Below are 26,823 nucleotides of genomic sequence, written 5' to 3'. Positions count from 1 at the left end.
CACCTGGCCCGCATGGAACTCCGCACCGCCCTCGACGTCTGGCTCCAACGCATCCCCACCTTCACCCTCGCCGACCCCGACGCCGTCACCTGGGCCGCCAGCCAGGTACGCGGCCCGCGAACCCTGCCCCTGCGCATCGGCTGACCGTCCCCCCTAAGTGGACGACAACCTTCCGGTTAGTGTAGAACGGGAAGCCGGCATTCCGTTCAGGGGGTTGCGTGATGATCGTGGTGACGGGCGCGACGGGCACGATCGGGCGTGCGCTGACAGAGGAGCTGGGCGGCGCGGTCCGGGCCGTGGTACGGCGCGCGGAACAGGGCGAGGAGCTGGGCTGCGACTACGTGGTCGGTGACCTGGAGAGGCCGGAGAGCATCCCGGTCGAGCCGGGTGACAGGCTCTTTCTCAACAGCGCGCAGTGGCCTGGATTCGTGCGCGCCCACCGGGCGGTCATCGACCACGCGGCGGCCTCGGGGGTGGCCCAGGTGGTGACGGTCTCCGTGCGCGGCGTCACGTCCAGCAGCCTGCTCGGCTTCGGCTTGCACGGACAGGTTGACGAACATCTCAAGGCGTCCGGAGTGCCGTGGACGATCCTGGCGCCCGTCGGCTTCATGCAGAATCTCGCGGGCGACGTCGACGAGGAGGGGCGGATCTTCGGCTCGTACGGCAGGGGCAGGGTGGGGTACATCGACGCGCGGGACATCGCGGCGGTCGCGGCCGCGCTGCTCACCCGTCCTGTCGGGGCGGACGCCGTTCACGAGTTGACCGGGCCGGTGGCGCTCACCCATGACGAGATCGCCGCCGAGCTCACCCGGGCGTTCGGCCGGGACGTGCGGTACGTGGACCTGTCCGTCGAGGAGGCCGCCGGGCACCTGGAGAAGCGCGGCATGCCCGCTCCCGCGGCCCGTGACCTGGCCACCCTGATGTCGCAGATCGGGGACGGGCGCTGGGCGAGCACGACCACGACGGTCGCCGACGTCCTGGGCCGCCCGCCGCGTTCGCTGCGCGAGTTCCTGGGGTAGAGGCGCGCGACGCCGGGACGGCCGTCCCTGGCCGCGGGTGGGGCGGCCGGGGGTGTCACTGGTGCGGTATCGCGATGCCGGCCGCGCGCAGTTTCGCCTCGACCAAGGCATTCAGCCGGGCGATGGACGGCTCCTGGGCCACCCCGTGGTGGTTGACCAGCCCATATCGGGCGGCGGCGTCGGACTGCTTGCCGAGCCCGTCCGGCATCCCGAGAAGCGGCCGCCCGGCCAGCAGCTTGGCGGCCAGGGCGGAGGCCAGCCGCTCGACCCGCGGGTCGTCCGGATCCCAGGACCTGGCCTCCAGGCCGCGCTTGGTCAGGTCGACGAACTCGGGGTCGTCCAGCGAATGTTCGAGCCGGGTCAGGAAGCTGTCGAAGATGGCTGGAATCAGCGCCCTGGTCAGCACCAGGGCCTCCCGCTGCGTGGCCACGTAGTCGGAGTCGAAGCCGAGGGCGGCGAGCCGGTCCAGGACCGCGCAGGCCCGGTCGGGCAGCAGGACCCGGTCGCCGTGGGCGAGCCGGTGCAGCGTGTCGCGGCGCGCGACCAGGTCGTCGATCCGCTCGGTCAGCCGGCGACGGACGTCCTCCAGGGCGGCGGCGAACCGCTCGGGATCGGCGTCGAGCAGGTCGCCGATCTCGGCCAGCGGCACGCCGGCCGCGGCGACGGTCCGGATCTGGACCAGCCGGAGCAGGTCGGCCGACCGGTAACGCCGGTAGCCGGAGCCGTCGCGTTCGGGCTCGGGGACCAGGCCGAGCCGGTGATAGTGCCGCACGGTCTTGACGGTGACGCCGACGTACGCCGCCGCCTGACCGATCGTGAGCCCGTCCGCCATCGGCTCAGCGCGCCTCGGGACCGAGGGCGAGCGCGCCTGCGTGCACCGCAGGGAAGCGCTCGCGCGGGACGGGGCGGCCGGCGACCTTCGCGCCCGGGAAGGGGTTGGGGGCATTCACAGGGGTGAGAGTAGCGCGCATCCGCGGCACTTCATCACCTTCGTCGCCGGAGGCGCCTCCGCATCGGGACGCTCGACGCAAGGAGGCCGAGCCGTGCTCGCGGCAGGAGTTGACCTTGACCTTAGGTCAGGGTCCAAGCTCATCGCATGGCCGCCTCGAAGGGGCCCGGTGGCCCGCCATCGCACCTTCGAGCCGTGCCGGACGACGACCATCCCGAGACCAAGGACGACAGATCATGACGAACAAGAACGACATCGGCTTCTCCGCGGCAGGGCTGCGCCGGCTGCGCGAGGTGCTGACGCGGCACGTCGAGTCCAAGAGGATTCCCGGGCTGGTCGCCCTGGTCAGCCGGGGCGAGGAGACGCACGTGGAGGCGATCGGGACGATGCGGCACGACGGTGGCCCGCCGATGAGCCGGGACACGATCTTCCGGATGGCGTCCACGTCCAAGCCGGTCACGATGGCGGCGGCGATGATCCTGCTGGACGAGTGCCGGCTGCGGCTGGACGACCCGGTGGACCCGTGGCTGCCCGAGCTCGCCGGCCGCCGGGTGCTGAGGCGCCCCGACGGCCCGCTGGACGACACCGTGCCGGCGCGCCGGCCGATCACCGTACGGGACCTGCTGACCTCCACGTTCGGGCTCGGCGTGGACTTCGAGCTGCTGGACTCCCCGATCAGGGCCGCGATCTTCGAACGCACCGACTACAGCGTGGCGTCCGGGCCTGCGCCCCACCCGGACGAGTGGATGCGCCGCCTCGGCGAGCTGCCGCTGTCGTACCAGCCCGGGGAGCGGTGGCAGTACGACCTCAGCAACGAGGTGGCCGGCGTGCTCGTCGCCAGGGTCGCGGGCCAGTCCCTGGAGGAGTTCCTGCGCGAACGCGTGCTCGATCCGCTGGGCATGAAGGACACCGCCTTCCACGTGCCCGCCGACAAGATCGACCGGCTGCCGCCCCTTTACGGCCCCGACCCGCGGACCGGCGAGTTCCTGGTGTGGGACGAGGCGGCGGGCGGCAGGACCAGCCGGCCCCCGGCCTTCCAGGGCGGCGGCGGCGGGCTGGCCTCCACCGTGGACGACTACCACGCCTACTTCCGGATGCTGCTGAACCACGGCGTGCACGGCGGCGAACGGATCCTGTCCCGGCCCGCCGTCGAGCTCATGACCACCAACCGCCTCACCCCCGAGCAGCAGGCCGCCCGGGACGCCATGTACAGGAGCATCGTCCACCTGTCGGCCGGCCAGGGGTTGCAGGGCGGCTGGGGCTTCGGGATGGCGGTGCGCACCCGCCGCGACGGCCACGCCTCCGTCGGCCAGTTCGGCTGGGACGGCGGAACCGGCACCACCGCGTACGCCGACCCGGCCGAGCGGCTCACCGGGATCCTGCTCACCCAGGTCGGGATGTCCACCCTCGATTCGACGCACCTCATCCACGACTTCTGGACGACGCTCTACCAGGCCCTCGACGACTGACGCCGGACGACCGCCCACGGGCTCGGCGCGGCGGCGACGGCTCGGGCGCGGAGATCCGGCCGGTGGTCACGTTCCGGGTGGGCGGGCTGTTTAATGCTGCCATGGGCCGAATCGCCGGCGTCACCGCCGCCGAGACTCGTCAACGGTTGCTGCGCGCCGCGGCGGAGGCGTTCGCCGAGCGCGGGTACGACGGCACCCGCGTCGCCGACATCGCCGCCGCCGCCGGGGTGAGCAACGGCGCGCTGTACGCCCACTTCGCCTCCAAGGCCGAGCTGCTGGTGGCGGCGCTGCGCGCGCACGGGCGGCGGCGTCTGGCCGACCTGTTCGCCGCCGACCCCGACCGGTCCGTCCCCGATCTGCTCCTGGAGATCGGACGCTGGCTGCCGCAGCGCCGCGACGCCCGCGGCTACCTCATCGTCGAGGCCCTGGTCGCCGCCCGCCGGGACGAGGACGTCGCCAGGCCCATGCGCGACTACGTCGGCGAGCGCGCCGGTTCGATGGCCGCGCTGGCCCGCCTCGCCCAGGACCGGGGCGAGCTGGACCCGGCGTTGTCGCCCGCCGCGCTGGCCCACTTCTGCCTGCTGCTGTCCATGGGCAGCGCCCTGGTCACCCCCGACCTGCACCCCGTGGACGACGACGAGTGGGCCGCCCTGCTCGCCCGCGTCGTCGGCGCGCTCACCCCGTTCGGTGAGGACGGCTCCCGGCCTTCCCGGGCCGCCGGGTCATGAGCCGCCGCGGCCTCCACAGCCGCGGCGACCAGGGGCCAGGCGCTCGACAGCGGGTCGATCAGGCTGAAGTGGCCGGCGTCCGCCGGTTCGACCAGGACCGCCGACGTCTCGCCCGTCGCCAGGCGGCGGCTCATCGACACCGGCAGCACGCGGTCCCTGACCCCGTGCACCAGCACCAGCGGCCCCCGGTCGTGGGGCAGCAGGCGCATCGGGTCCACCTCGTCCAGCAGGTCGGCGCGGTCGTGGAGCAGGGCGCGGGCCGCGCCGCCGCCGAGCCCCGCCGTGAACGCCTCGCCCAGGTCGCAGACGGCGGCCAGGCCCACCACTCCGTTGACCGCCGGTTCGGCGTGCCAGCGGGAGCCGGGCGGCAGGCGGTGCCGCAGCGCCGACCAGAGCGCGAGGTGACCGCCCGCGGAGTGCCCCACCAGCACCACCCCGGACGGGCACTCCGCCCGTACGAGGTCCAGCGCGGCGGCCACGTCGTCGAACGTGCCCGGGTGGCCGCCGCCCTCCTGGCCCACCCTGCGGTACTCGGGCAACCAGACGGTGTGGCCGAGCGCGGCCAGGGCGGCGGCCATGGGACGGGTGTGCCTCCTGTCGTACTCGGCCAGCCAGTAGCCGCCGTGCAACAGGACGAGGGGCGGGCGGCCGGTGCCCTCGTAGACGTCGATCACCTGGTCGGGGTGGCGGTCGCCGTAGCGGAGCACGCGGTCGGGTGGGCGTACCGGTCGGGACAGCAGGTCGTAGTAGGACATGTCGTGATCGTAGGGGCGCGTACAGGGGCTTGACCTGGGGTTGTGCTGGCAGGAACGTGCCGCGGGGCGGCAGCAAGAAGACGGTCCGCGTACCGCCGCAGGGCGCCCCGCGCCGCCACCATGGGGGAGTGACGTCCGAGGGAAGCGAGGTTCCGGCCATGTCCCCAATCCGCCGTGTCGTGGTGATCGGCTGTGGGTTGATCGGCACGTCCGTGGGGTGCGCGCTGCGGCGGGCGGGCGTGCGGGTCGAGCTGGCCGACCACGACCCGTGGGCGCTGGCGCAGGCCGCGCGGATGGGCGCGGGCACCGCGCTGCGGGCCGGGGCCGGTCCGGCCGACGTCGTCGTGATCGCCACGCCGCCCTCGTCGGTGGCCGCCGTCCTGCGTGAGGCGCAGGCCCGCGGGCTGGGGAGGGTCTACACGGACGTGGCCAGCGCCAAGACGCGGATCCTCGCCGAGGCGGAGCGGAGCGGCTGCGAGCTGGCCTGTTATGTCCCCGGCCATCCGATGGCCGGGCGGGAGGTGTCCGGGCCGGGAGCGGCGCGGGCGGGCCTGTTCGAGGGCCGGACGTGGGCCCTGTGCCCCCATCCGGCGCTGTCACCGCACGCGCTGCGCACGGCGGCGGCGCTGGCGACCGCCTGCGGGGCCGAGGTGACGCTGCTCGCGCCGGACGCCCACGACCGGGCCGTCGCGGCGGTGTCGCACGTGCCGCTCGTCCTGTCGGCCGCGCTCGCCGCCAGGTTCGCGACCGGCGCTCCGGACGGGCCCGCCGACCCGGCACCGGCTGCGGACGGGTTGTCGCTGGCCGCCGGGGCGTTGCGGGACGTGACACGGGTGGCCGGCAGCCCGGCCGGCATGTGGCGGGACATCCTGGCGCACAACGCGGCTCCGGTGGCCGACCTGCTTGAGGCGATGGGCCGCGACCTGGGCCGCGTCGCCGCCGCCCTGCGCGCCGCCGACGACGGGCCGGTGGCCGACGTGCTGGCCAGGGGGAACGAGGGGCACGCGCGCATCGTCCGGGCGCTGTCGCGGACGCGGGAACCGCAACGGGCCGCGTCCTGACCCCGAAGGCGCCGCAGGTGCGCACGTGAGGACAAGCACCCGCCGCCCCCGCGCCTTATGGTCCCCCCAAGGGAGCCTCAGGGGAGGGTGGGCGACGTGGACCCGGCGGACGTCGACAGGCACGTCACCGACATCTGGAACACGGTGCTCGACGTCGGCGCGGACGAGGCCGACGCCACCTTCGGCGAGCTCGGCGGCACGGCGCTGGCGGCGCTGCGGATGGCCGCCCAGATCCAGGACCGGCTCGGCGTGGCCGTCGAACTGGCCGCGCTGCTGCGCGACGGGACGCTGGACGCGCTGCTCGGCCAGGTCAGGGCCAGGGCACTCTCGGAGATGTAGCCGCCCGGGGGCCGCTGCGAGAATCACTGGCAGACCTGGAGAAGGGACGGCCCATGACCGGCGAACTCAGCCTCTCCGAGCTTCGGCAGAAGGTCGGAGACATCTGGTACGAGGTGCTCGACGTGCCCGAGGGGCTGGAGGCGGCGACGTTCTCCGACCTCGAAGGCCAGTTCGCGGCCGCGGCGCGGCTGGTCGGGCGGATCAAGGAGGAGCTGGGCATCTCCATCGACGTCGGCGACGTCTTCGACGCGGACCCCAACCTGGAGGCGCTGGTCGAACGCGTCGCCCTGGACGCGCACGTGCCGATGGCGGTGTAGGCCCCGCGATCTCACCCGGGTTCCCGCGGGGCGGCGGAGACCCGGGTTTCCGCGCGCCCTGACCAGGGTTTCCGCGCGGGATGCTCCCGTGGGAATTCAGGCCGGGAGGGGGCCGAGGTGGTCCGCCTCGGCCGGCAGGGCGGCGTCCTCCAGGGCCCGCGCGCAGCCGCACGTACGGGTGCGCGGCAGCCGCGCCACGGTCGCCAGGACCAGCGCCCGCAGCCGGTCCACCCCCTCGTGGAAGATCGTGAACAGCTCGTCCCGTCGCGCCCCCGAGCCCACGCCGAGCCCGGCGTCCAGGTCCGTCACCAGCGCGACCGGCGTGTAGCACAGGGCCAGCTCGCGGGCGAGCGCCGCCTCCGGGCAGCCGGTCATGTCCACCAGCGACCACCCCTGCGCCGCGTACCACTGCGACTCGGCCCGGCTGGACAGGCGGGGGCCCTCGATCACCACCATCGTCCCGCCGTCCACGCAGTCCTGGCCGGTCGCCGCCGCGGCGTCGAGCACCGTCTCCCGGCCCACCGGGCAGTACGGGTCCGCGAACGGCACGTGCACCGCCGCGTCGTCGAAGTACGTCTGGACCCGTCCGGACGTCCGGTCCACGAGCTGGTCGGGCACCGCCACCACGCCGGGCCCCAGCTCGGGCCGGAGCGAGCCGACCGCGCACGGCGCGAGGATCTGGCGCACGCCCACCGAGTGCAGCGCCCACAGGTTGGCCCGGTAGTTGATCCGGTGCGGCGGCCGGCGGTGGTCGCGCCCGTGGCGGGGCAGGAAGGCGACCGTGCGGCCGTGTACCCGGGCGAGCGAGAGCGGGGCCGACGGCTCGCCGTACGGGGTGGTGAGCGCGACCTCCCGGGCGCCGTCGGCGACCGAGGAGAACCCGCTCCCGCCGATGATCCCGATCTCCGCGACGATTCCGTTCATGATCAGCCTTTCGTCGCCGGGGCGGCCGGGACCCGGCGTAGGTGATCCGCCCGATGGAAAGGGCGATCCGGGCATCAGGAGCATCGTGGCCTCCCGGCGCGTACGGGGCATCTCCTGGATTGCCCGACCGCCCCCGATGCCGCACAGGGAAAGAACCCGCCACCCCCCGGCCGTGGTTATTCTCGGAACGAACATTCGTCGCGCAGGTCATCGGAGAAGAATGCTCGACGCGAATCTTGGATGATCTGTGTCCGGGAAATTCGAGTTTTCCCGCCGCCAAGATGTGGAGCCGTTCCCATGCCCAAAGTGATTCGCGTGCAGAGGCCGCAGAAACCGCGTCCGCCCGTGACCGCACTCGACCTGCGCACCCCTTCGGGGCGCCGGCTTCCCTACTAGGGGGCGTCGGTGTCACGTCGTTCGTTCACCTCCGAATCGGTCACCGAAGGCCACCCCGACAAGATCGCCGACAGGATCAGCGACAGCATCCTGGACGCCCTGCTGGCCAAGGACCCCGGCAGCCGGGTCGCGGTCGAGACACTGATCACCACGGGCATGGTGCACGTCGCGGGCGAGGTCACCACGCAGACGTACGTGGACATCCCCGGCCTGGTCAGGGAGACGATCCTGAAGATCGGCTACGACGCCTCCCAGAAGGGCTTCGACGGCGCCTCCTGCGGCGTCTCGGTGTCGATCGGCACCCAGTCGCCCGACATCGCGCGCGGCGTGGACGACGCCTGCGAGCACCGCGGCGAGGGCGCCGCCGACGAGCTGGACCGGCAGGGCGCCGGCGACCAGGGCCTGATGTTCGGCTACGCGTGCGAGGAGACGCCCGAGCTGATGCCGCTGCCGATCATGCTGGCCCACCGGCTGGCCCGTCGGCTGGCGGAGGTCCGCAGGGCCGGGACGGTGCCGTACCTGCGGCCCGACGGCAAGACCCAGGTCACCGTCGAGTACGAGGGTGACCGGCCGGTCCGCCTGGACACCGTCGTGCTGTCCACCCAGCACGCCGCGCACGTGGGGCTGGCCGACATGCTGGCCCCCGACGTCACGCGCGAGGTCGTCGAGCCGGTCCTGGCCGGGGCGGGGATCGACACGACCGGCTACCGGCTGCTGGTCAACCCCACGGGCCGGTTCGAGGTCGGCGGCCCGATGGGCGACGCGGGCCTGACCGGACGCAAGATCATCATCGACACGTACGGGGGCATGGCCCGGCACGGCGGCGGCGCGTTCTCCGGCAAGGACCCCTCCAAGGTGGACCGGTCGGGCGCCTACGCCATGCGCTGGGTGGCCAAGAACGTGGTCGCCGCGGGGCTGGCCGGGCGGTGCGAGGTTCAGGTGGCGTACGCGATCGGCAAGGCGCGGCCGGTGGGCCTGTTCGTGGAGTGCTTCGGCACCGAGCGGGTGCCCCGGGGGCGCGTCCACGACGCCGTGCGCGAGGTGTTCGACCTGCGGCCGGCCGCGATCATCCGGGACCTGGACCTGCTGCGTCCCATCTACGCGGACACCTCCGCCTACGGGCATTTCGGCCGCGACGAGTTCACGTGGGAGCGGGTGAACCGGACGGAGGAACTGCGCGCGGCGGCCGGGTTGTGACCGTGGACCCGGCGAACGTCCGAGAAAAAGGAAAATGGCTGGAAACGGTGGCGGGAAGTCAGCTTCCTGCCGCCGTTCCGCATTTCCGGGGACGCCGCCCGCGGCACATCATGGAGACAGCCTCAAAAAGCTGCGAGAAATTCGGAGGTCGCCGTGCCGGTCGTTTCAGAGATCGAGCCCTATCCGATGCCGGACGCCGCCGAGCTGCCGCCCGCCGCGGTCACCTGGACGCCCGACCCCCGCCGGGCCGTCCTGCTGCTGGTGGATCTGCAGCACGCCTGCCTCGACCTCTTCCCGCCCGGCGAGGCGCCGCTGACCGACCTGGTGCGCAACGTGACGGCGCTGCGCGAGTCGTGCGCGCGGCTCGGCGTCCCCGTGGCCTACGCGGCCCAGCCGGGCCTGCTGACCGGCGAGCAGCAGGGGCTGGCCAAGGACTTCTGGCGGCGCAGCGACCGGCTGGAACCCGCCCGGCGCGGCTTCCCCGAGCCGATGGCGCCGGAGCCGGGCGACTGGATCTTCACCAGGCGGCGCTACAGCGCCTTCCACGGGACGAGCCTGCTGTGGTGGCTGCGCGAGTCGGGGCGCGACCAGCTTCTCATCGCCGGGGTCTACGCCCACATCGGCGTCCTGACCACCGCGCTCGACGCCTTCACCCACGACATCCAGCCGTACGTGGTGGCCGACGCCGTCGCCGACCTCACCGCCGCCGACCACCGGCAGGCGCTCGGCTACGTCGCCGGCCGCTGCGGCGTCACCCTGACGACCAAGCAACTGCTCGCCGGCCTGCCGCGCAATTTGTGAGTTGTCAGGCGCGGGATCGCAGCGGACACTGAACTCGCGATCTCCCGGAGCAGGCGCACCCGAAGGGGACCGAAGACCATTCACCGGCGGACCTCGCCGTGCCGGGACGACGCGTGACCGACGATCCCGGAAGCCGAGGTTCCGCATGGCCACCCACACGGTGTCACAGTCCGCCGGCCTGTTGACCGCGCTCAACACCCGGTACCACAAGCCCGCCCTCACCCTCTACCTCGTCGTGGTGCTGGCCCACTGGGCCGAGCACGTCGCCCAGGCCATCCAGGTCTACGTTCTGGGCTGGCCGCTGAAGGAGGCGCGCGGCGTCCTCGGCATGCCCTTCCCCTGGCTGGTCAGCTCCGAGTGGATGCACTACGGCTACGCGTTGCTGATGCTCGTCGGCCTGCTCATGCTGCGCTCCGGCTTCACCGGCAGGTCCCGTACGTGGTGGAACATCTCCCTGGGCATCCAGGTCTGGCACCACCTGGAGCACCTGCTGCTGCTCCTCCAGGCGCTCACCGGGAACAACCTGCTGGGCCGTCCGGTGCCGACGAGCATCATCCAGCTCCTCGTCCCGCGCATGGAGCTGCACCTGTTCTACAACGGGCTGGTCTTCGTGCCCATGGTGGTGGCCATGCTCCTGCACCGCAGCCCCCGCCCCGCCGAGCGGGCGGCCATGCGCTGCGCCTGCGCGGCGTCGCCCGCGTGATGGCGGGCTCCGGGCGCCGCGGGGTCTCCCCGGCCTTCTCGTTCGTGCTCAGCCTGGTGGCGGGCTTCCTGCTGTTCCTGACCGTGCCGAACCTCGGCACGGTTGTCCGCGCCGCCCGCGGCGACGGCGTGCCCGGGGTGTTCGTGCCGCGCACGCTGGCCTGCATCACGCATCCGGGGCACGAGTCCTGCGTCTGGACGGGGGACTTCCGCTCCGACGACGGCGCCACCGGCCGGACGGGCGTCGAGATGTACGCCAGCGACCGCTACACCCATCGGGCCGGGCAGCCGGTCCGCGCGGTGGACATCGGCTCCGGCGGTCGCGTCTACGGGCCGGGCGGGTCGAACGAGTGGGTCTTCAGCGCCCTGCTCCTGGTCGTGGCGCTGGGCCTGCTGTGGTTCCTGCACGCCGGGTCGCTGCGGCGGCTGCTCCCCGCCTCCTCGCGGCCCGGGCTAGCACCGGGTCCCGAGGTCGCCGCCCACTCAGAGGCGGCCGGCGACTGCGTCGGACAGCGCAGCGGCGAGCGGGCCGGGCGCTGAGACCATCGGCCAGCAGCCGGTGTCCAGCGTGTGGAAGTCCCAGGACGGTGCCGCGCGCAGCGCGGACACGTCGGGGGACAGGCTGCCCTGGAAGTGGTCGAGGGCGCACACCACGTAGCTGGCCCGCTGCCGCTCCAGCGGGGTGCTGAGCACGGCGGCCTCGGCCACGGTGCGCCCGGGCTGGCCGACGAACCGGCCGGCCAGCCAGCGCGCCTGCGCCGCCGTGAGGCCCTGTCCCTCGGCCATCAACGTGTGGTCGGGGGCGGGCCAGCGGCCCCCGCCGGCCTCGATCAGGCGCAGCTCCTGCTCCCGCTGCCGGTCGGGGAAGGCGTGCAGCATCGAACGGCCGTCGTGCGGCAGGAACGCCTCGACGTACACCGTGTGCGCGACGCGGCCCGGCGCCCGGTCGGCGACCTGGCCGGCCACCAGCCCCGAGTAGCTGTGCCCGACCAGCACGACGTCGCGCAGCCCCTCGTTCTTCAGCAGGGTCAGCACCTCGTCCACGTGCGTCTGCAGGCCGACGCCGGCGACGTCGTCGCGCGGCCCGGACAGGCCGCGCAGGGTTACGGCGCGGGCGTCGTGCCCGAGCAGGCGCAGCCGCCGGACGACGGGCTCCCAGATCCACGCGCCCGACCAGGAGCCCGGCAGGAGGAGGAAGGTCCTTCTCATCTGGATCGTCCTCCTCACGCGACGCCGGCCAGCGGCCCCGGCAGGGGGCCACGTGCGAAGTCTGCCCGCGCGGCGGGCAGGTGGAACTCCACCGCCTCGACCGGACGGCCGGTGATCACCGCGACCGCGGCGACGTAGCCGGGGCCGGGCGACAGGACGCGGAACCGCAGGTTCTCCGGCGGGATGTCCAGCGGCCAGCTCAGCAGCGCCGGGGCCTCGGCCGGCCCGCTGACCGCCACCTCCGTCGGAGGCACCCGCAGGCCGTGCCCGGTGGCCTTGAGCGCCGCCTCCTTGCGCACCCAGACCTTCGCGAAGGCCTCGTACCTGTCCTCCTTAGGGAAGGCCTCCAGGACGGCCAGCTCGGCCTCGGTGAGCGCGCAGCGGGCCAGGTCGTCCACCGGGTCGGCGGGCACGGCCTCCACGTCCACCCCCAGCGGCCCCTCGGTCGTCACGGCCACCGCGACCCGGTCCTCGGAGTGCGAGACCGACACGTGCAGCGGGAGGCCGGGCGCCAGGACCTGCGGCTTGCCGTGGTATCTGGTGCAGTCGGGGCACGACCGGTTCACCACGACGTCCTCGGGACGGATCCCGAGCTGCACGGCGCTCGCGGTGCGCAGCAGCCACGAGCCGGTCAGGAAGCGCCTGCGGTCGGGCTCGCGGCGGAAGCGGGCGGCCCGCTCCAGCTCGGGCTCGCTGAGCACCGACAGCAGGGTCCCCTCCGGATGGTCCCGCGGGCCGGCCCACCACACCTGGCACTCTCCGGGCGCCACCACAGATGCGATCACTGGTCTTCCTCCCTTGCGGCTGTGCTGCTGTGGGACAGGACGCGGCAGGCCACCAGCTCCCACCGGTCCACCTCGGGGTTGGCGAGGGTCTGGGTCACCTCGGCGCGCACCTGCGCGCTCGTCAGGGGCTCGTCCACGCGCATCCGGATGACGATGTCCCCGCCGGCCTGGGTGAGGTCCTTGTGCCAGTGGCCCGGCAGGAGCGCCATGATGCGGATCCCGTCGATGGGGGAGCCGAGGATCGGCATCCCGCGGACCTGGCGCATCGTCACCTGGATCAGCATGGCTTCCTCGTCGCCGCGCGGCGTGAAGGGGCGAACATGGGGTCTCATCTCCGTCTCGTCTGCCTGAGGTCTGTCTGTCGTACCTCCACTGTGGGATCCGGGAGGGACACGATCCAGGGACGGGGACGTCAGGAAGCTGCAGGCCGCCGCCGCATGTTGTCACCGGGCCCGCCCCTGGTCCTAGGTCCAAGGTCCCGGGCCGCGGCGACCGGGCGTCCGATCCCGTGGACCACGGCGGGCGGCATAGTCGTACCGACGGCGCCGAGCACTGGGGAGGGGCGATGACCGGACCGGACGGCCCGAGCGCGGGCGCCGCCCACCCCAAGGCCCTCAAGGGGTGTGCCAACAAGTGTCCGCCGGGTCCGGTGCAGCCATGACAGGCCACCGAACCCCGTACGGACGAAAGGCACACCCATGTCCACCACCCGCTCCCCGGCCCGCATCCGGCGGCCGGGGTGGAGCCTCGCGCTGCTCGCGCTGGGGCACCTGATCATCAGTCTCGACTTCACCATCATCTACGTGGCTCTGCCGGACATCGCCACCCATGTCGGCTTCACGCCGCACACCCTGCAATGGGTGGTCACCGCGTACGCCGTCCTCTACGGAGGCTTCCTGCTGTTCGGCGGCCGGCTGTCCGACCTGGCGGGACGCCGGCGGATGTTCGTGCTCACCCAGGCCCTCGGCTGGCAGGCGGTGTTCCTGCGCGTCCAGGCGCGCGGCCGGACGCCGCTGATGCCGCTGCGGCTGTTCCGCAACCGCGCGCTCAGCGGAGCGGTCGTGGTCATCCTCGTCTTCGGGCTGACGACGCAGGCCGTCCCGTACTTCCTGACCCTGTACTTCCGGGGCGTCCTCGGCTTCAGCGCCCTGGAGACCGGCTGGCGTTCCTCGGCCCGACCCTGTCGATCACGGTCGGCAACCTCCTCAGCGAGCGGCTGGTCCACCGCCTCGGCACCCTGACGGGCGTCCTGGCCGCCCTCAGGCTCCCCGGCCGGCGCGCCGGGGCCGCGGCGTCCCAGACCGTCCCCTGCTCCGACGCGCGGACGTGACCGGGCCGGCCCCCGTCCGGGCGGACGTGGGCCGGCACCCCTACAACGGAAGGTTGCCGTGCTTGCGCGGCGCCACGTGCTTGCGCTTGTCGCGCAGCATGGCCAGCCCGCGCGCCACCGCCGACCTCGTCTCCACGGGGTCGATCACGGCGTCGACCAGGCCGCGTTCGGCCGTGTACGCCGGATGCACCAGCTCGCGGGCGTACTGCTCCAGCAGCTCGGCCCGCCGGGCGGCGGGGTCGGCCGCCGCGGCCAGCTCCTTGCGGTAGATGATGTTGACCGCGCCCTCGGCGCCCATCACCGCGATCTCGTTGGTCGGCCAGGCCAGCGACAGGTCGGTGCCGATCGAGCGGGAGTCCATCACGATGTACGCCCCGCCGTACGCCTTCCTGACGATGACCTGGACGCGCGGCACGGTCGCCTCGCAATAGGCGTACAGCAGCTTGGCGCCGTGCCGGATGACACCCGCGTGCTCCTGCTCCTTGCCCGGCAGGAAGCCCGGCACGTCCACGAGCGTGACCAGGGGGATGGAGAAGGCGTCGCAGAACCTGACGAACCTGGCCGCCTTCTCCGCGGCCGACACGTCCAGGACGCCGGCCAGGACCGTCGGCTGGTTGCCCACCACGCCGACCACCTGGCCGTCGATCCGGGCCAGCGCGCAGATCACGTTGGGCGCCCAGCTCTGGTGCAGTTCGAGGAAGTCGCCGTCGTCCACCACCTCGGCGATGACCAGCCGCATGTCGTAGGGCTTGTTCGGCTCCACCGGCACGATCTCGGCCAGCCGGGGCCGGGCGTCGCCGGCCGCGCCGCGCGCGGGCAGCGCCGGCGGGCGGCTCAGGTTGTTGCTCGGCAGCATCGAGACCAGGTCGCGCACGGCGGCCAGGCAGCTCTCCTCGTCGTCGTGCACGAACGTGGCCAGCCCCGACCGGCTGGCGTGCACCTGGGCGCCGCCCAGCTCGGCGTGCGTGATGCGCTCGCCGGTGACCGCCTCCACCACGTCCGGGCCGGTCAGGTAGAGCTGGGCGGTGTCGCGGACCATGAACGTGAAGTCGGCCAGTGCCGTCGAGTACGCCGCCCCGCCCGCGCACGGCCCGAGCACGACGGCGATCTGCGGGATCACCCCCGACGCCTGCACGTTGCGCTGGAAGATGCCGCCGTAGCCGTTGAGCGACAGCACGCCCTCCTGGATGCGGGCCCCGCCGCTGTCGTTGAGCCCGATGAACGGGGACCCGCTGGACAGCGCCAGGTCCATCACCTTGTGGATCTTCTGCGCGTGCGCCTCGCCGAGCGAGCCGCCGAAGACGGTGAAGTCCTGCGCGTAGACGAAGACGCGGCGGCCGTCGATGGTTCCGGATCCTGCCACGACGCCGTCGGTGTGCGGCCGCTGGGCCTCCATGCCGAGACCCTGGGCCCGATGCCGCCGGAACATCTCGATCTCCAGGAACGAGCCCTCGTCCAGCAGCAGGTCGAGCCGTTCGCGCGCGGTGCGCTTGCCCAGCGAGTGCTGCCGCTCCACGGCCTGCGGGCGGCCGCGCGCGACGTCCGCACGCGCGCCGGCGAGTTCCTCGCGCAGGCGGTCCATGGCCGACGGCGGGGCTTCCTGGAGGACCTCGGGGGAGATGGTCATCGTTTCCTCCTCGGACTCTTCCGGTACGTCCAGTTAAAGATCGATGGCAGTTCCATGTCACCTCCTGCAGTGCTTGACCGCGCCGGACGTGGCAGGAAACGGCAACGCCCTGCAGCTTGCTGTCTCGCCGAAGCCTGGTTCGAGCGCTCGCCGCCGAGCAAAGTTGGAAGTGCAAGGGAACAGCGAGACGGACCGCCGAGAAAGAGGCAGTGAAATGACGAACAGCATTGTTGCCAAGAGGATTTCCCAGTGGATTATCGCGATTGTCTCCGGGATGCTCGTCTGGGCCGTCGGTGCCATCGCCGCGCAGGCCGCCGCCGCTGCCGCTGACACGGTCGTGGTGCGGGCCGAGGGCAACACCTGGCCCGCGCCGGCCGCCCCCGAGGGCAACACCTGGCCGCTTCCCTCCCCGCTGGGCAACACCTGGCCGTAAAAGCTCCGACACCGGAAAGGAATTGACCGTACATTTCCCCGAGGAGGTCTGCCGCAGGAAAAGACCGAAACGAAACGACGAGAACCCCCGCGACCGGGTGCTTTCCAGGGGTCGCGGGGGTTCTCGCCGTCAGGGCGACACCTCCGGTCCGCGGGAGCCGCGCTCCCGGCCGCCCGCTACCGCCGGGCGGCCGGACCGTGGCCACTCAGGTCACCTCCGAAAGGCGACTTCGGTCGCTACCGGACCGTCCCGGCTCCGGGCTACGCTCTGCGGCCATGGCCGTGGCCGGACCTGCGTCCGGCTTCCTGCTGCGAGTGAGAGATGCCGACAGCGGGATGAGTTTCGCGAAGACCGGCGGTCTGAGTATGAGAGCCGGCCCGGGCCGGGACCGTCCCGGCGCGGGAGGAAACACATGGAGGCACGGGGATGCGCAAGTTGATTCTGGCTTTCTACGTCTCGCTCGACGGTAAGAGCGCCGACGGGGACAACGGGATCCGGGACGTCATGATGAGCATCGACGACCCGAAGCAGGAGGAGTACTTCGTCAGCCGGCTGTGGGAGGCCGGGGCCTTCCTCATGGGTCGCAAGACCTACGAGATCATGGCCACGTACTGGCCCGACTCCGACCACCCGTCCGCCAAGGCCATGAACGAGATCCCCAAGGTCGTGTTCTCCCGCACCCTCGAATCGGCCGACTGGCCCGAGACCCGGATCGCCGGCGGCGACACCGCGGAGGAGATCGCCAAGCTCAAGGCCGAGCCCGGCAAGGACCTCGTCGCCGCCGGCGGCACCGAGTTCATGCACTCCCTGATCAAGCTCGGCGTCGTCGACGAGTACCGGCTGTGGGTGCTGCCCGCCGTCACCGGCAAGGGCGCGCCGCTGTTCCCCGAACTGGACCAGGCCGTGAACCTGCGCCTGGTGAAGAGCACGCCCTTCCCGTCGGGAGTCCTCGAACTGGTGTACGCGCCGGCCGACAAGTAGGACCCACGGTCCCCGCAACTGCGCTGTCTCGGAGGCTGAACCGGGCGAGCAGACCAGCTGCTCGGCCCGGCCGTGCCCGGTGTGGGCGCGAGGGGAGGGACGGGGTCAGATCCAGTTCTCCTCCTTGGCGCGCAGGGCGGCCTGGAAGCGGTTGACCGCGCCGAGCCTGGCCATGAGGTCGGCGACGTAACGGCGGTAGGTGCGTACCGAGATGTCCAGCTCGCGGGCGGCGATCTCGTCCTTGTCGGCCGTGGCCATGACCGCCAGCACCCGCTGCTCCATCTTCGACAGCGTCGGCTCCTCGCCGGGCGGGTCGAGGTGGTCGGCCAGCGGCACGGCCGCCTTCCACAGGCCCTCGAAGTAGATGACGAGCTGGGAGATCAGGCCGGGCTCGCGGACCAGCAGCGCGCCCGTGGAGTGCGCCTTGGGGTCGATCGGGACGACGGCCACGCTGCGGTCGTACATGAGCATGCGGTCCATCGGCTGGTCGGTGACGCGGATCTCGGCGCCCAGGTGCGCCAGCTCGCGCAGGTACGACACCATGCGCTGGTCCTCCAGCGCCTTGGGATGGAAGATCTCGCGCAGGGCCAGGCCGCGCCGCAGCGAGCGGGTGTCCAGCGGCAGCGCCGACTCGATCATCACCTCGTTGAACGGGCCGCCCGGGTGCAGGCAGAGCGTCTCCTTGTAGGAGAAGAAGGCCAGGTCGTCCAGGCGCTGGCGGACCCGCGCGCCGCTCTCGACCCGCTCGATGTCCAGCACCGCGTCGGAGCGGTCGCCCTCCCGCTTGTCCTCCAGGAAGCTGGAGATGGCGTCGCGGGCGCCGAACACCCGGCGGATCTCCGCGTTCAGCTCCTCCAGGCGCTGCTCGACCAGGCGCTCGATGGCGACCCTCGGCTCGGTCGCGGTGACCCGGTGGCGGTCGTTCAGGTCGAGCATGGCGAGCCGGTCGAGCGTCTCCACCGCCGACTCCACCGTCTCGGGATCGAGGTCCAGGGCCTCGGGCACCGAGCCGACGCTCTCGCCCCGATGGCGCAGGAAATAGCGGTAGACCGCCTCCGCTTCGGGGGTGACGCCAATGACGGACAGATCCACGTCCCACCTCCCGGGGGTCGGCGGCCGGAGCTTCAGTTCCATTATCGGAATCCAGGCGGCCCGCACTCCTCGCAGGTTGCGGTGTCCCGCGGAGGTCAGGGCACGGGACAGGGCAGCACGGTGGCCCCGGACGCCGCCCGGTAGCACAGGGCCCCCGGGCAGAGCACCTTGATCACCTCTCCGTCGCCGTCCGCCCGCACGGCGACGGGTTCGTGCCCGAACCGGCGCGCGGCGATCTCCGGCCAGCCGGACGGACGCAGCCCGCTCACCTCGTCGACCATCCGGGGATCGGCGTCGACGGCCAGGCGCTCCAGATGGGCGGCGTAGTCGGCCTCCCGCTGCCACACGGCGAACCGGCGCAGGCAGTCGGGCAGCTCCAGCGTGCTCCACGGCCGCGCCTTGGCCGCCATCGCGCGCAGGAACGCCTCGCACACGGCCGACTTCACCGTACGGCCGGCCGCCGCGGCCAGCGTCGCGCCCTCGCCGCCCACGGTCACCAGGGCGATCCGGAGATCGGGCACCGACAACACGAACGCCGACATCCGCAGCCCCAGCCCCGAGGCCGCGGCCGTCACGCCGGGCGGCAGCAGGCGGTCCAGCGCGCCGGAGACCCGCAGCAGCGGCTCGCGCGGCTCGGCCCACCAGCGCGCCACCACGTCGTGGGCGACCACCTCGGCGATCGCCTCCGGCACACCGCTGTCCACCACGCCGCTCGTGGCGGGCTCGACCAGGCATTCGTGCCCGCCCGTCCACACGACCTCGACGGGCAGCCGGTAGCGCCGCCCGCTGAGCAGGCCGGTGCCGGGCACGTGCAGCCTGAGGCTCGCGGGCGGGTCGGCGACGAAGTCCGACAGGCGCAGCTCCGTCCCCGTCCACGCGGTCTGGCGCCCGTCGCCGGGCAGCCGGCGCAGGCGGCGCAGGGCGGCGAGCCGCGCCAGGGCCCGAGCCCTGCTCTGGGCCTCGTAGCCGGAGAAGCCGGCGACGATGACGGCGAGCTCGTCCCGCGGGGACTCGGCGCAGGCCAGATGGACGGCGCCGCCGAGGCAGTCGGCCATCGGCGCGGCCGTCTCACCGGTCGCCTCACCGGTCGTCCCCGTCACCGGCCACGAGCCCGCGGGCGTGGATGCCATCGCTTCTCCTCCGCAGCGCGACGGCCGTCGCGGCCGCCGCATCCCCAGTACACGCGCGGCCCGACGAGCCCGTCAACGCTCCGGCAGCCATCCCGCAATCAGGGAGAAACCGTCAGCAAGCTGCCACGCCTGCCAGCTTGCTGACGCCGCCGGACCCCCTGCGGACGGCCCGCGCCCGGCACCGTGGAAGGCGGAACCAGCCCGCGAGCAGAGCAGCGAGAAGGCATGTCATGGACTCTTTCAACATCGCCGCACGATTCCTCGACCGCGCCGACGGCGCCAGGACCGCGCTCGTCACCCGCCGGGGCCGCGTGGACTACGCGACGCTGCGAGCCCTGGCCGACCGCGCCGGCAACGCGCTGCGCGAGCTCGGCGTACGCCGCGGCGACCGGGTGCTCATCGCCGCCGACGACAGCGTGGAGTCGGTCGCCACCTGGTACGGCGCCCAGAAGATCGGCGCGGTCACCGCCGAGGTCTACACGTTCCTGCGGCCCAAGGACTACCGCTACTTCGCCGGCTACGCCCGTCCCCGCCTGGTGGTGGCGGGGCCGTCCGCGCTGGAGAGCCTGCGCGCGGCGGGGCTGACCGGCCTGCTCGTCACCGGCGTGCCGCGCCACCTGCTGCGCCCCGGCGAGCACCACTTCGACACCCTGGTCGCCGCGCAGGAGGCCCGGCTGGACGCGGCGCCGGTCGCGGCCGGGGACGTGGCGCTGTGGAAGTTCACCACCGGCAGCACCGGCGCGCCGCGCGCCTGCGTGCTGCCCGCCAGGAGCCCGCACGTCAGCTTCGACTCCTACGCCCGCGGCGTGCTGGACCTGCGCCCGGACGACGTGGTCCTGCCCGTGCCCAAGCTGTTCTTCGGCTACGCCCGCGACCTGACCGCCCTGTTCCCCTTCGGCGTCGGCGCGGCCGGCGTGATCTTCCCCGAGCGCAGCCGGGTCGAGACGATCTTCGAGCTGATCGCCGAGCACCGGCCCACGGTCCTGGTGAACGTGCCCACGATGATGAGCGCCATGCTGGCCCACCCCGAGGCCGACCGGCAGGACCTGAGCTGCCTGCGGCTGTGCACGTCGGCGGGCGAGGCGCTGCCGCCGGAGCTGCACCGCCGCTGGAGCGACACCTTCGGCGTGGAGGTCGTGGACGGGCTCGGCTCCTCCGAGGCATACCACATCTTCCTGTCCAACCGCCCGGGACGGGTGCGGCCCGGCACGCTCGGCCAGGTCGTCCCCGGCTACCGCGCCCGCGTCGTGGACCCCGACGGGAGGGAGGTCCCCGACGGCGGGACCGGGCGCCTGGAGGTCAGCGGCGACGCCGTCGCGCTGGAGTACTGGCAGGACCCCGAGCGGACCGCCCGCACGTTCGTGGGCGAGCGGACCGTGCGCTCGGGCGACCTGGTGACCAGGGACGCCGATGGCTACTTCCGCTACCGGGGACGCGCCGACGACCTGCTGAAGGTCGGCGGGTCCTGGGTGGCGCCCGCCGAGATCGAGAACTGCCTGCGCGAGCACCCGGCCGTGGCCGAGTGCGCGGTCGTCGGGTACCGGCTGCGCGGGCTGACCCGGCCGCACGCGTACGTGGTGGCGTCGGCGGCGGTCGAGGCGGCCGAGCTGAAGGCGTTCGTACGGGCCCGGCTGGCGGCCCAGAAGTTCCCCCGGAAGATCACGTTCGTGGAGCGCCTGCCGCAGACGGCCTCGGGCAAGGTGGACCGCCGCGCGCTGGAGGTCGGGGCGTGAGAAGCGGGCGCGCCCGGGACTGGGGGAGTTCCGGACGGGCGCGCCCGCGGTTCGGGAAGGCTTCTCAGACGCCGGCGCGGGCGAACTGGCCGGGACGCCGGCCGGCGCCCGCGGGCCCGCGGTAGGCCTGCGCGATGTCCAGCCAGCGCTCCGCCTCGGCGCCGGTCGCCGTGACCGCCAGGTCGGCGCGGTGCCGCCGCCTGGTCACCAGCAGGCAGAAGTCCTCGGCCGGGCCGCTGACCCGCTGGGCGGCGTCCTCGGGGCCGTAGGCCCACACCTCGCCGGAGGGGCCGGTGATCTCGAAGCGGAACTCCTCGGCCGGCGGGGTCAGCCCGCGCGACAGGTAGCCGAAGTCCCGGGTGAGCACGGCGAAGACGACCAGGTGCCGGAGCCGGTCGGTCCGCTCCAGCCGTACGCCGAGCGCGTCGGCGACGTCCTGCCCGTGCGCGAAGGTCTCCATGATGCCCGCGCACGCCAGCACGATCGGCGGCAGCGGGTTGACCAGCCACGGCACGACCTGGCCCGCGGGCACGGCGGCCAGGCCCGCGTGCACCTCGGACCGTCCGGCCCGCCACTTGGCCAGCAGCGTGTCCGGAGAGTCGTTCTCGAACGCCTTGAGCGCGGCGTTCACCGCGCCGTCGAAGTTCTTCTCGGCGCCGGCCGTCATGGCCTTGAACGCCTCCGCGTCGGTGGCGGCGGCGGTGGCCAGCCGGAAGATGAAGGCCAGGTGGGCGATCTGGTCGGAGATCGTCCAGCCCGGCGCGGGGGTGGGCAGCTTCCACTGCTGGGCGTCCAGGCCCGACACCAGCGCGTCGAGCTGGTCGCCGTCGGCCGCCAGGTCGTCGAGCACTACCTCTAGCTCGGTCACGTCCTCGTTCCTTTCAGTCGGCTGTCGATGCGGTCGGAATCGGGGGCGGCGGGCGGGGCGGTGAGCGGGGCGGTGGGCGGGGCGCACCAGGCCCCGGCCCGGCGGGCGGCGGTCATGGCCGCCCAGGAGACGGCCTCGACGAGCGCGGTCCCGGCGGGCGCCGCCTCGCCCGGCGTCGCGGCCTGGAACTCGCCCACCACCCGCCGGTCCACCTGGTGGGAGGCCAGCGCGGTCAGCAGCGCGAGCCGGGCGGCCGGGCGCTGCGCGGGCGGCAGCGCGGCGGCGGCCCGCGCGGCCCACCCGCCGCCGGGGCCGGGCGGGACGCCGTCCCAGCCGGACACCCGCTCGGCGACCAGCTCGCGGACCGGGACGGGCAGCCGCCGCGCGCCGCCGTCCTCGATCGCCGCCGCGGCCCTGGCGAACGCCTCGCCGAGCCGCGGCACGCCGCCCGCCCAGGCCAGGTCGTCCGGCAGCGGCGCGCCGGGCAGCAGGCCGAGCGAGCCGCCGGGCGCCGCGGCCCGCCGCGCGGCCGGGCGCATGAGCGCGCCGAACACGCGCAGCGCGGGCCCGCGCGCCCCGGACGGCAGCTCCGGCGGCAGCGGCGAGTCGCCGAGGAACACGTTGACCACGCGGTTGAGGTACTGGAAGGTGACCGCGACCGCCACGAGCTCCACGGCCGCCTCCCCGGTGACCGGCGGGCCGCCGGCCCCGGGGGTCGCGCTCGCCCTGGCCCAGGCGGCCAGGGGCCGCAGCCGGGGATCGGCGGGGGCCAGCGCGCGCAGGGTTGCGCCGTGCACGTCCACGCAGTACGGGCACGCGTTGCCCGCCGAGACCTCCCTCGCCACCAGCTCCCCGGCCACCCGGCCGGCCGCGCCGGCGGCGAGCAGCGACTCGCGCAGGACCATCCAGCACGCCGCCAGGGCGCGCGGCGCGGGGGAGTGCAGGGCCACGGGCGGCGCGAGCATGCCGAAGTCCCGCTCGACCTGCTCGTACACCCGGGCCACCAGGCCGCGGGCGGCTCCGGGGCGCACCGGGCGGACGTGCCGCACCTGGGCGAGCGCGCCGGGCGCCGTCATCCGGCTGAGCAGCCGGCCCATCGCCGGCGCCCTACCCGCGCAGCGCGGCGGCGGCCAGGGACGCCGTGGCGCGGCGGCCGGCGGTCGAGCCGTCCGGCGCGGGCGCGCCGTAGGAGACCTCCACGCCCCGCTCCCGCGCGGCCCTGACGATCCCCGGCACCGCCCGCTCGGCCAGCGCCGAGATGGTCATCGCCGGGTTGACGGTCAGCGCGCCCGGCACGGCCGAGCCGTCCGTGACGAAGATCCCCGGATGCCCGCGCAGCTCGTGCCCGTCGTCCAGCGCCGAGGTGTACGGGTCGTCGCCGATCCGGCACGAGGCCAGCGGATGCACCGTGTACGCGCCGACGAGGTCGTTCGTCCACGGCGTCACCGTGGCCAGCCCGTCGCGCTCCAGGATCTCCTTGCACTCGGCGTCGGCCATCGCCCAGGCGGCCGAGGTGTTCGCGGTCGGCTTGTACGACAGCCGCCCGACGCCCAGCATCTGCTGGGAGACCCGGTCGGCGTTGCCGCGCGCGGGCGGCGGCCCGAAGACGCCCTCGTTGTCGTCCTCGATCATCTGGAAGATGATCAGCCAGGACCGCCATCGCTCCAGCATCTCCTTCTTGCGCAGCCCGAACCACGCCGGGTCCGGCCCGCCGGCCAGCGCGAGGATGGTCCCCAGGCCGGGCGGGAAGTAGAGCTGCTCCAGCGAGTAGCGGGTGTACTCGGGCAGCGACCCGTCCAGCCGGTCCCAGTTGGCCACCGTCGGGCCCTTGCCGATCTGGTTGGCCTCGTACGCCAGGCCGTCGCCGCGCTCCAGCCCCAGCACCTCGCGCACGCGCTCCTCGTTCAGCACGGCGGTGTTGAGCCGCTCGCCGTTGCCGGAGAAGTAGCGGCCCACGGCGTGCGGCATCGCGCCGAGCGCGGCCTCGCTGCGCTGCAGGATGACCGGCGTGGCCGCGGCCCCGGCGGCCAGGACCACCACCTTGGCCTCGATCGTGCCCTCGCCCTCGGTCAGGCGGTAGTCCTCGCCATGGACGATCTTGTAATGCACCCGGTAGGAGCCGTCGGACGTCCTGTCGATGCTCTGCACCTCGTGCAGCGGCCTGATCCGGGCGCCGTGGGCGAGCGCCGCCGGCAGGTAGTTGGCCAGCAGCGACTGCTTGGCGTCGAACCGGCAGCCGGCCATCATCCAGTTGCAGTTGACGCAGGCCGCGGTGTCCACGGCCGCGGGCACCGGGTTGGCGGTGCGGCCGGCGTGCCGGCAGGCGGCCGCCCACAGGCCGCCCGAGTACGACACGTCCTCCCAGCCCTGCTGGGTGATGGAGATGGACTCGGCGACCCGGTCGTACCAGGGGTCGAGGGTGTCGCGGCTGATCGCGGCCGGCCACATGCGGCGGTTGATGCTGCCGCGGCGCTCGAAGACGAAGCGCGGCGCGCGCGGCATGGCCGCGAAGTAGACCACGCTGCCGCCGCCCACGCAGTTGCCGCCCAGCACGCTCATGCCGTCGCCGACGGTGAAGTCGAAGATGCGGGTGTAGGACGAGCCCAGCTTGAAGTCGTGCTCGTACTCGGCGGACTCCAGCCACGGGCCGCGCTCCAGCATGACCACGTCGGCGCCGCCGGCGGCCAGGTGGTAGGCGGGGATCGCGCCGCCGAAGCCGCTGCCGATCACCAGCACGTCGGTGCGTTCGACGCCGTTCATGCGGGGCTCCCTGAAGCTGTCGTGTCCGGGTGGAGGTCGGCGAGGGGACGGCCGTAGGAGTAGGCGGGGAAACGCCACAGCCCGTCGGCGTCCGGCGGGGCGATGCCCATGGCGGTCAGGCCGGGATGCCCGGCCCTGATGGCGTCGGCGGTGTGCAGGTGGGCGGCCGAGTCGTAGGCCATGTAGCAGAACAGCACCAGCAGCACCCACAACGCCTTCTCCGGGTGGCCGGGCGCGGTCAGCGTGCGCACCAGCGCGCCGCGCTCCTCGAACGGCAGGGCCACGAACGCGGGAACGCCCTCCTCCAGCACGATGCCGTGCTGGTCGGCGTGGGCGCGGGCGTGCTCGTTCAGCGAGCGGGCGTAGTCGTCCAGGCTGCCGGAGACGCCGGTGGCGTCCCATTCCAGCAGCTCGACGGCGCCGGCCGCGACCGCGCCGCCCGTCGGGCTCATGCCGGCCACCGCCCGGTCGTCCGGATCGCGCTTGGCCCCGGGCACGATGGTGTCCGCGAGCGCCTCCAGCGTCTCCACCCTCGTCTCGTAGAGCAGTGGATCCATGGGTACTCCCTCGTTCAGGTCGGCTTTCGGTCGGTACGGTCGGTGGTGTCGGTGCGCGCCAGCGCGGCCCGCAGGGTGCTCAGCGCCCTGACGGTCTGGCTGCGGACCGTGGAGGACTCGTTGCCCATGACCTGGGCCGTGTCCTCGGCGCTGCGGCCCTCCCAGAACCGGAAGAAGATCGTCGCCCGCTGCCGGGGCCCCAGCCGGGCCAGCGCGTCCATCAGCACGATGCGCTCGCCCACCAGGTCGTAGGGGTCCAGGGCCGAGGCGGCGTCGGGCGGCGCCCCGCTGAGCACCTCCCGCGACCAGCGCAGCGACCTGCGGTCGCTGATGAGCAGCCGCCGCATGATCTGTCGCGCGTACGCCTCGGCGCGGTCGCGCCGGTCGAGGTCGTCCCAGTGCCGGTGCAGGGCCAGCAGAGTGCGCTGGACGAGGTCGTCGGCCTCGTGCCAGTCGTCGGAGAGCCGGAAGGCGACCCGGCGCAGCATGGGCCTGGCCTCCCGCGCGAAATTGGCGAATTCCTGCCCCCGTACATCGGCCATCACCCTCACCCCCGGAACACGGCCGTGCAATTCCCGCTTTCTTCGGCATGCTCAGAATTGAATGCGCGGTCCGCCGCAACAACCCCTAACGGACGTCCTCGCGCCCTTATCCACAAAGGCGCCGCGGCCACCCCCTATTCGGCCGCCGGCGACCCCTGTTTCCTTCTTCCTGCGCTGCCCGGCCGTTCACGCGCGCATACGCTCGCGGCGTGAGCGCCTCCGGTGCGGCATTGCTGGCGATCAGCGACCTCCATGTCGGGTTCCCCGAGAACAGGGCGGTCGTCGAAGAGCTGCGCCCGCGCACCGCGGACGACTGGCTGCTGGTGGCGGGGGACGTCGCCGAGCGGCTGGACGCGTTCGAGGAGACGCTCGGCCTGCTCGGCGAGCGCTTCGCCAGGGTGGTGTGGGCGCCGGGCAACCACGAGCTGTGGACCGCGGCCGGCGACCCCGGCCCGCGCGGCGAGGAGCGCTACCGGCGCCTGGTGCAGGTCTGCCGGAGCCTCGGCGTGCTCACGCCCGAGGACCCGTACGCGGTCTGGACGGGGGAGGGCGGCCCGGTGGCCGTCGTCCCGCTGTTCCTGCTGTACGACTACAGCTTCCGGCCGCCCGGCACCACCCGGGAGCAGGCGCTCGGCCTGGCCCGCGAACAGGGGGTGATGTGCAGGGACGAGTTCCTGCTGCATCCCGAGCCCTACCCCAGCAGGCAGGCGTGGTGCCGGGCCCGGGTGCGCGAGAGCGAGCTGCGGCTGGAGTCGCTCGACCCCGGCCTGCCCACGGTCCTGGTCAACCACTTCCCGCTGCTGCGCGCCCCCACCCGCGTCCTGCGGCACCAGGCGCTGGCGCAGTGGTGCGGCACCGAGCAGACGGCCGACTGGCACCTGCGCTTCCGCGCCGCCGCGGTCGTCTACGGCCACCTGCACATCCCGGGCACGAGCTGGCACGACGGGGTGCGCTTCGAGGAGGTCTCGCTCGGCTACCCGCACGAGCGGCGCCCCCATCATCGCGACGGACGGCTGCTCAGGCAACTGCTGCCGGCGCCCCGCCGCGAATGGGCCTGATAAACCGCATTCTCAGATAAATTGCCGAGATTTCCGAAGATTTCCCAAAAAAGGGCGATTT

General features: G+C 73.4%; 28 protein-coding genes and 1 pseudogene. 15 read left to right on the top strand and 14 right to left on the bottom strand.

The annotated features are described in order from the left end of the window. Positions 1 to 221: 221 nt before the first annotated feature. Complete coding sequence (locus ACIHAD_RS41280; RefSeq protein WP_397360249.1) at positions 222 to 1,019, top strand: NAD(P)H-binding protein; 798 nt, start codon at positions 222 to 224, stop codon at positions 1,017 to 1,019. A gap of 55 nt (positions 1,020 to 1,074) precedes the next feature. On the opposite strand, the gene ACIHAD_RS41275 is transcribed toward ACIHAD_RS41280, so the two are convergent. Beyond that, the gene (locus ACIHAD_RS41275) at positions 1,075 to 1,851 is read right to left on the bottom strand and encodes a MerR family transcriptional regulator (protein ID WP_397360248.1); all 777 of its coding nucleotides are present in this window, start codon (positions 1,849 to 1,851) and stop codon (positions 1,075 to 1,077) included. Positions 1,852 to 2,204: 353 nt separating this feature from the next. Here ACIHAD_RS41275 and ACIHAD_RS41270 point away from each other — a divergent pair, with 353 nt between their 5' ends. Next, on the top strand, positions 2,205 to 3,437 hold the full coding sequence (locus ACIHAD_RS41270; RefSeq protein ID WP_397360247.1) for a serine hydrolase domain-containing protein: 1,233 nt from the start codon (positions 2,205 to 2,207) through the stop codon (positions 3,435 to 3,437). A gap of 101 nt (positions 3,438 to 3,538) precedes the next feature. Further along, on the top strand, positions 3,539 to 4,165 hold the full coding sequence (locus ACIHAD_RS41265) for a TetR/AcrR family transcriptional regulator (protein ID WP_397360246.1): 627 nt from the start codon (positions 3,539 to 3,541) through the stop codon (positions 4,163 to 4,165). Between the two features lie 62 nt (positions 4,166 to 4,227). Here the strand turns inward: ACIHAD_RS41265 and ACIHAD_RS41260 are convergent. Further along, positions 4,228 to 4,920: pseudogene (locus tag ACIHAD_RS41260) on the bottom strand (alpha/beta hydrolase family protein); the annotation flags it as partial. Positions 4,921 to 5,078: 158 nt separating this feature from the next. On the opposite strand from ACIHAD_RS41260, the gene ACIHAD_RS41255 reads away from it, so the two are divergent. The 3 genes from ACIHAD_RS41255 to ACIHAD_RS41245 all read left to right on the top strand — a co-directional run bounded on the left by ACIHAD_RS41255 (position 5,079) and on the right by ACIHAD_RS41245 (position 6,637). After that, on the top strand, positions 5,079 to 5,981 hold the full coding sequence (locus ACIHAD_RS41255; protein WP_397360245.1) for a prephenate dehydrogenase: 903 nt from the start codon (positions 5,079 to 5,081) through the stop codon (positions 5,979 to 5,981). A 96-nt stretch (positions 5,982 to 6,077) separates the two neighbouring features. Next, on the top strand, positions 6,078 to 6,320 hold the full coding sequence (locus tag ACIHAD_RS41250; RefSeq protein ID WP_397360244.1) for a phosphopantetheine-binding protein: 243 nt from the start codon (positions 6,078 to 6,080) through the stop codon (positions 6,318 to 6,320). Between the two features lie 53 nt (positions 6,321 to 6,373). Beyond that, positions 6,374 to 6,637, top strand: a complete 264-nt coding sequence (locus ACIHAD_RS41245) for a phosphopantetheine-binding protein (RefSeq protein WP_397360243.1) — start codon at positions 6,374 to 6,376, stop codon at positions 6,635 to 6,637. Positions 6,638 to 6,733: 96 nt separating this feature from the next. Here ACIHAD_RS41245 and ACIHAD_RS41240 read toward each other — a convergent pair whose 3' ends face one another. After that, complete coding sequence (locus ACIHAD_RS41240) at positions 6,734 to 7,561, bottom strand: S-methyl-5'-thioadenosine phosphorylase (protein ID WP_397360242.1); 828 nt, start codon at positions 7,559 to 7,561, stop codon at positions 6,734 to 6,736. A gap of 405 nt (positions 7,562 to 7,966) precedes the next feature. On the opposite strand from ACIHAD_RS41240, the gene metK reads away from it, so the two are divergent. From metK to ACIHAD_RS41220, 4 genes are all read left to right on the top strand, one after another. Then, positions 7,967 to 9,154 carry a methionine adenosyltransferase gene (gene metK, locus ACIHAD_RS41235; RefSeq protein WP_397360241.1) on the top strand — a complete coding sequence of 396 codons (1,188 nt, stop codon included), beginning with the start codon at positions 7,967 to 7,969 and terminating at the stop codon, positions 9,152 to 9,154. Positions 9,155 to 9,307: 153 nt separating this feature from the next. After that, positions 9,308 to 9,955 carry an isochorismatase family protein gene (locus tag ACIHAD_RS41230; protein WP_397360240.1) on the top strand — a complete coding sequence of 216 codons (648 nt, stop codon included), beginning with the start codon at positions 9,308 to 9,310 and terminating at the stop codon, positions 9,953 to 9,955. A 145-nt stretch (positions 9,956 to 10,100) separates the two neighbouring features. Next, positions 10,101 to 10,658 carry a hypothetical protein gene (locus ACIHAD_RS41225; RefSeq protein ID WP_397360239.1) on the top strand — a complete coding sequence of 186 codons (558 nt, stop codon included), beginning with the start codon at positions 10,101 to 10,103 and terminating at the stop codon, positions 10,656 to 10,658. Beyond that, positions 10,655 to 11,197: a hypothetical protein gene (locus tag ACIHAD_RS41220; protein WP_397360238.1), complete on the top strand. Its 543-nt coding sequence runs from the start codon at positions 10,655 to 10,657 to the stop codon at positions 11,195 to 11,197. The genes ACIHAD_RS41225 and ACIHAD_RS41220 overlap by 4 nt, the downstream gene beginning before the upstream one ends. Here ACIHAD_RS41220 and ACIHAD_RS41215 read toward each other — a convergent pair. Genes ACIHAD_RS41215 through ACIHAD_RS41205 form a run of 3 tightly spaced genes read right to left on the bottom strand, consistent with a single transcriptional unit; the run spans position 11,141 to position 12,983 of the window. Next, positions 11,141 to 11,866 (bottom strand): alpha/beta fold hydrolase, encoded by a 726-nt coding sequence (locus ACIHAD_RS41215; RefSeq protein ID WP_397360237.1) that lies wholly within the window; start codon positions 11,864 to 11,866, stop codon positions 11,141 to 11,143. The genes ACIHAD_RS41220 and ACIHAD_RS41215 overlap by 57 nt on opposite strands. Before the next feature lie 14 nt (positions 11,867 to 11,880). Next, positions 11,881 to 12,651, bottom strand: coding sequence for a 4'-phosphopantetheinyl transferase family protein (locus ACIHAD_RS41210; protein ID WP_397360236.1), 771 nt, complete (start codon positions 12,649 to 12,651; stop codon positions 11,881 to 11,883). Beyond that, positions 12,648 to 12,983, bottom strand: coding sequence for a hypothetical protein (locus ACIHAD_RS41205; protein WP_397360235.1), 336 nt, complete (start codon positions 12,981 to 12,983; stop codon positions 12,648 to 12,650). The genes ACIHAD_RS41210 and ACIHAD_RS41205 overlap by 4 nt, the downstream gene beginning before the upstream one ends. 366 nt (positions 12,984 to 13,349) lie before the next feature. Here ACIHAD_RS41205 and ACIHAD_RS41200 point away from each other — a divergent pair, with 366 nt between their 5' ends. Continuing rightward, positions 13,350 to 13,892 carry an MFS transporter gene (locus tag ACIHAD_RS41200; RefSeq protein ID WP_397360234.1) on the top strand — a complete coding sequence of 181 codons (543 nt, stop codon included), beginning with the start codon at positions 13,350 to 13,352 and terminating at the stop codon, positions 13,890 to 13,892. 129 nt (positions 13,893 to 14,021) lie between these two features. Here the strand turns inward: ACIHAD_RS41200 and ACIHAD_RS41195 are convergent, their stop codons facing one another. Continuing rightward, positions 14,022 to 15,608, bottom strand: coding sequence for an acyl-CoA carboxylase subunit beta (locus ACIHAD_RS41195; RefSeq protein ID WP_397360233.1), 1,587 nt, complete (start codon positions 15,606 to 15,608; stop codon positions 14,022 to 14,024). A gap of 274 nt (positions 15,609 to 15,882) precedes the next feature. On the opposite strand from ACIHAD_RS41195, the gene ACIHAD_RS41190 reads away from it, so the two are divergent. Both ACIHAD_RS41190 and ACIHAD_RS41185 read left to right on the top strand, forming a co-directional pair. Beyond that, on the top strand, positions 15,883 to 16,041 hold the full coding sequence (locus ACIHAD_RS41190) for a hypothetical protein (protein WP_397360232.1): 159 nt from the start codon (positions 15,883 to 15,885) through the stop codon (positions 16,039 to 16,041). Positions 16,042 to 16,467: 426 nt separating this feature from the next. Then, a complete protein-coding gene (locus ACIHAD_RS41185; RefSeq protein WP_397360231.1) occupies positions 16,468 to 17,022 on the top strand; it encodes a dihydrofolate reductase family protein in 555 nt (184 codons plus the stop codon). A gap of 105 nt (positions 17,023 to 17,127) precedes the next feature. Here the strand turns inward: ACIHAD_RS41185 and ACIHAD_RS41180 are convergent, their stop codons facing one another. Together ACIHAD_RS41180 and ACIHAD_RS41175 are read right to left on the bottom strand one after the other, a co-directional pair. Beyond that, positions 17,128 to 18,114, bottom strand: coding sequence for a LuxR C-terminal-related transcriptional regulator (locus ACIHAD_RS41180; protein WP_397360230.1), 987 nt, complete (start codon positions 18,112 to 18,114; stop codon positions 17,128 to 17,130). Between the two features lie 95 nt (positions 18,115 to 18,209). Then, positions 18,210 to 19,244 (bottom strand): hypothetical protein, encoded by a 1,035-nt coding sequence (locus ACIHAD_RS41175; RefSeq protein ID WP_397360229.1) that lies wholly within the window; start codon positions 19,242 to 19,244, stop codon positions 18,210 to 18,212. 230 nt (positions 19,245 to 19,474) lie between these two features. Between ACIHAD_RS41175 and ACIHAD_RS41170 the strand changes: the two genes are divergently transcribed. Further along, a complete protein-coding gene (locus ACIHAD_RS41170) occupies positions 19,475 to 20,977 on the top strand; it encodes a benzoate-CoA ligase family protein (protein WP_397360228.1) in 1,503 nt (500 codons plus the stop codon). Between the two features lie 64 nt (positions 20,978 to 21,041). Here ACIHAD_RS41170 and ACIHAD_RS41165 read toward each other — a convergent pair whose 3' ends face one another. From ACIHAD_RS41165 to ACIHAD_RS41145, 5 genes are read right to left on the bottom strand one after another with little or no spacing between them, the layout of a single operon-like run. Beyond that, on the bottom strand, positions 21,042 to 21,845 hold the full coding sequence (locus ACIHAD_RS41165; protein ID WP_397360227.1) for a TIGR03084 family metal-binding protein: 804 nt from the start codon (positions 21,843 to 21,845) through the stop codon (positions 21,042 to 21,044). Further along, on the bottom strand, positions 21,842 to 22,942 hold the full coding sequence (locus ACIHAD_RS41160) for a carboxymuconolactone decarboxylase family protein (protein ID WP_397360226.1): 1,101 nt from the start codon (positions 22,940 to 22,942) through the stop codon (positions 21,842 to 21,844). Before ACIHAD_RS41160 ends, ACIHAD_RS41165 begins: the two co-directional genes overlap by 4 nt. A 10-nt stretch (positions 22,943 to 22,952) precedes the next feature. After that, positions 22,953 to 24,605, bottom strand: coding sequence for an FAD-dependent oxidoreductase (locus tag ACIHAD_RS41155; protein ID WP_397360225.1), 1,653 nt, complete (start codon positions 24,603 to 24,605; stop codon positions 22,953 to 22,955). Then, on the bottom strand, positions 24,602 to 25,162 hold the full coding sequence (locus ACIHAD_RS41150; protein ID WP_397360224.1) for a DUF5987 family protein: 561 nt from the start codon (positions 25,160 to 25,162) through the stop codon (positions 24,602 to 24,604). The genes ACIHAD_RS41155 and ACIHAD_RS41150 overlap by 4 nt, the downstream gene beginning before the upstream one ends. A 14-nt stretch (positions 25,163 to 25,176) precedes the next feature. Next, positions 25,177 to 25,704, bottom strand: coding sequence for a sigma-70 family RNA polymerase sigma factor (locus ACIHAD_RS41145; RefSeq protein ID WP_397360222.1), 528 nt, complete (start codon positions 25,702 to 25,704; stop codon positions 25,177 to 25,179). 209 nt (positions 25,705 to 25,913) lie between these two features. Between ACIHAD_RS41145 and ACIHAD_RS41140 the strand changes: the two genes are divergently transcribed. Beyond that, positions 25,914 to 26,762, top strand: coding sequence for a metallophosphoesterase family protein (locus tag ACIHAD_RS41140; RefSeq protein ID WP_397360221.1), 849 nt, complete (start codon positions 25,914 to 25,916; stop codon positions 26,760 to 26,762). The last annotated feature ends 61 nt before the right edge of the window (positions 26,763 to 26,823 follow it).

The organism is Nonomuraea sp. NPDC052265, assembly GCF_044547985.1.
In the GTDB taxonomy this organism is placed as follows: domain Bacteria; phylum Actinomycetota; class Actinomycetes; order Streptosporangiales; family Streptosporangiaceae; genus Nonomuraea.
This window is presented reverse-complemented; position numbering and strand designations above follow the sequence as displayed.